Origin of the sequence: Mycobacterium sp. (assembly GCF_049585075.1) — a bacterium.
Lineage (GTDB): Bacteria > Actinomycetota > Actinomycetes > Mycobacteriales > Mycobacteriaceae > Mycobacterium.
Genome location: NZ_JBAUZA010000240.1, coordinates 1 through 2,164 on the forward strand (window position 1 = coordinate 1; position 2,164 = coordinate 2,164).

Consider the following 2,164-nt stretch of genomic DNA (forward strand, 5'->3'; position numbering starts at 1 on the left):
GCACCGACACCCGCGGGCGCCAGTTCGAAATCATCTTGGCACCCGACGATCAAAACGAGGACCTCTGGATTGCGGTGCACGCATTGCAAACCCGCTACCGGAAGATGGGCTGAAATATGACACGGAAGACTGATCCGTCGAAGATCCACTTCGACGAGGACACCGTTGTTGACCTTGTCGACCTCAACGAAGAGGAGATCTACGTCCGCGGCGAACGTCTGACCGACGAGCGCGCTGAGAAGATCGCAGCAGAAGTCTTGGCGAAGGCGGAGTCGCTAAATCTGCGGCCTGGGGGAAAGTCTTTGTCAGGCAACGGAAAGCATTCACCAGTTGTACAGGTCCGAGTTTCCGAGCAGACGCGCGACAAGTTGCGAGCGATTGCGAAGGCTCGAGGGATGAGCGTCTCGAAGTTGTCCCGAAAGGTACTCGACCAGTTTGTGGAACGCGAGACAACGAACGACTAGCGGTGTTGTTGCTCACACCCTGATGCTCCGGCGACGGGAAAGCCCCGTTCATGGGCTAGGCTCGCAATCAACGTTGGCGTCACAAGATGCCGGCACGTCGTGAAATGCCCCGTCGGGGATTTCCACTCCAACTCTTTTCGCGGCGATCGATTTTGCCCACCGGCAATCTCGCCAATCTGTGCTTGCACAGCCGATGCCTGAAAGGCACCGCACACCCGTGACTACCCAAACCTTTGCCGACCTCGGCGTGCCCGCGCCGCTTATCAGTGCGCTCACCGACCTCGGCATCACCGACCCCTTCCCGATCCAAATCAACACCCTGCCCGACACCCTGACCGGCCGAGACGTGCTGGGCCGCGGCAAAACTGGCAGCGGTAAAACCTTGGCCTTCTCAATTCCGTTGGTGACCCGGCTCGCACCGGCCAAGCGGCAGCCCGCCCGGCCGACCGGCCTGGTGCTGGCACCCACCCGCGAGCTGGCAACCCAAATCACTGCAACGCTGGCGCCGCTGGCCAACAGCTACGGCCTCAAGGTCACCACGATCTTCGGTGGAGTGCCACAAAATCGTCAGGTTGCCGCGCTGCGCTCCGGCGTCGACATCGTCGTCGCCTGCCCCGGGCGACTGGACGACCTTATGCGCCAACGACTTATCAGCCTCGACGCAGTTGACATCACCGTGCTCGATGAGGCCGACCACATGGCAGACCTCGGATTCCTCCCAGTGGTCACCCGCATCCTGGCCGCCACGCCGGCGAGGGGTCAGCGGCTGCTGTTCTCGGCCACGCTGGACAACGACGTCGACAAGATCGTCAAACGGTTCCTGCGCAACCACGTGATGCACTCCGTCGATGAGGCCAACTCGCCGGTGCCCGAGATGACCCACCACGTATTCCATGTCGCCGGCAACGACGCCAAAAAAGACTTGGTGCACCGCCTGGCATCCGGCAACGGTCGGCGAATCCTGTTCATGCGCACCAAACATCAGGCCCGCAAGCTCGCCCGCCAGCTCACCGAAGCCGGCGTACCCTCAGTTGACTTGCACGGCAACCTCTCTCAGCCTGCCCGCGACCGCAACCTGGCCGCCTTCGCCGCGGGAACCGCGCGAGTGTTGGTTGCCACCGACATCGCGGCCCGCGGCGTGCACGTAGACGACGTGCAGTTGGTGGTGCACGTGGACCCGCCCGCCGAGCACAAGGCGTATCTGCACCGCTCGGGCCGCACCGCGCGGGCCGGTAGCGCCGGCGACGTCGTCACCGTGGTACTGCCCGAACAACGCAGAGACGCTTCGGCGCTTTTGCGCAAGGCCGGTATCGCCGTCAGCCCACAACACGTCACCGCTACGTCGGATCCCGTCGTCCAGCTGGTCGGCGACATCGCGCCCTACCAGGCTCCGGCCGCCAAACCTGTTAGCGCCCCATCCGCTCGGCCGCGAAGCCGCCGCCCTGCTCGCGGCGGCCAGCGCGCCGGTGCACATGCACCGAGGCAGGGCCGCCCCCGTAGCGGGACACGTCGAAACCCTTAAGGCTCAACAGCCTGGCCGGATCGCAGCGGCGATATGGCGCACGCTTGCCGGCTAGTGGTGACACGATGGTGGCGTGAGCGCGGTGCCATCGGTGCGAAAAACAACGGCAGTGGGAATTGCCTTGCTTACCCTCGCGGCGACCTCCTCGTGTGGCCATCCAGCGCACACAGGGGTAAAG

Annotated in this window: 2 protein-coding genes; both read left to right on the forward strand. The window is 64.0% G+C overall.

Annotation, left to right across the window (positions count from 1 at the left end):
- Positions 1–116 precede the first annotated feature (116 nt).
- A complete protein-coding gene (locus WB785_RS11480; RefSeq protein WP_424079244.1) occupies positions 117–464 on the forward strand; it encodes a DNA-binding protein in 348 nt (115 codons plus the stop codon).
- 193 nt (positions 465–657) lie between these two features.
- Positions 658–1,986: a DEAD/DEAH box helicase gene (locus tag WB785_RS11485; RefSeq protein WP_424079245.1), complete on the forward strand. Its 1,329-nt coding sequence runs from the start codon at positions 658–660 to the stop codon at positions 1,984–1,986.
- Positions 1,987–2,164 lie beyond the last annotated feature (178 nt).

Bases quoted from the DNA above. Each gene is read 5' to 3' on its own strand.
- WB785_RS11480 (WP_424079244.1), top strand. From the start codon at position 117: ATGACACGGAAGACTGATCCGTCGAAGATCCACTTCGACGAGGACACC.
- WB785_RS11485 (WP_424079245.1), top strand. From the start codon at position 658: ATGCCTGAAAGGCACCGCACACCCGTGACTACCCAAACCTTTGCCGAC.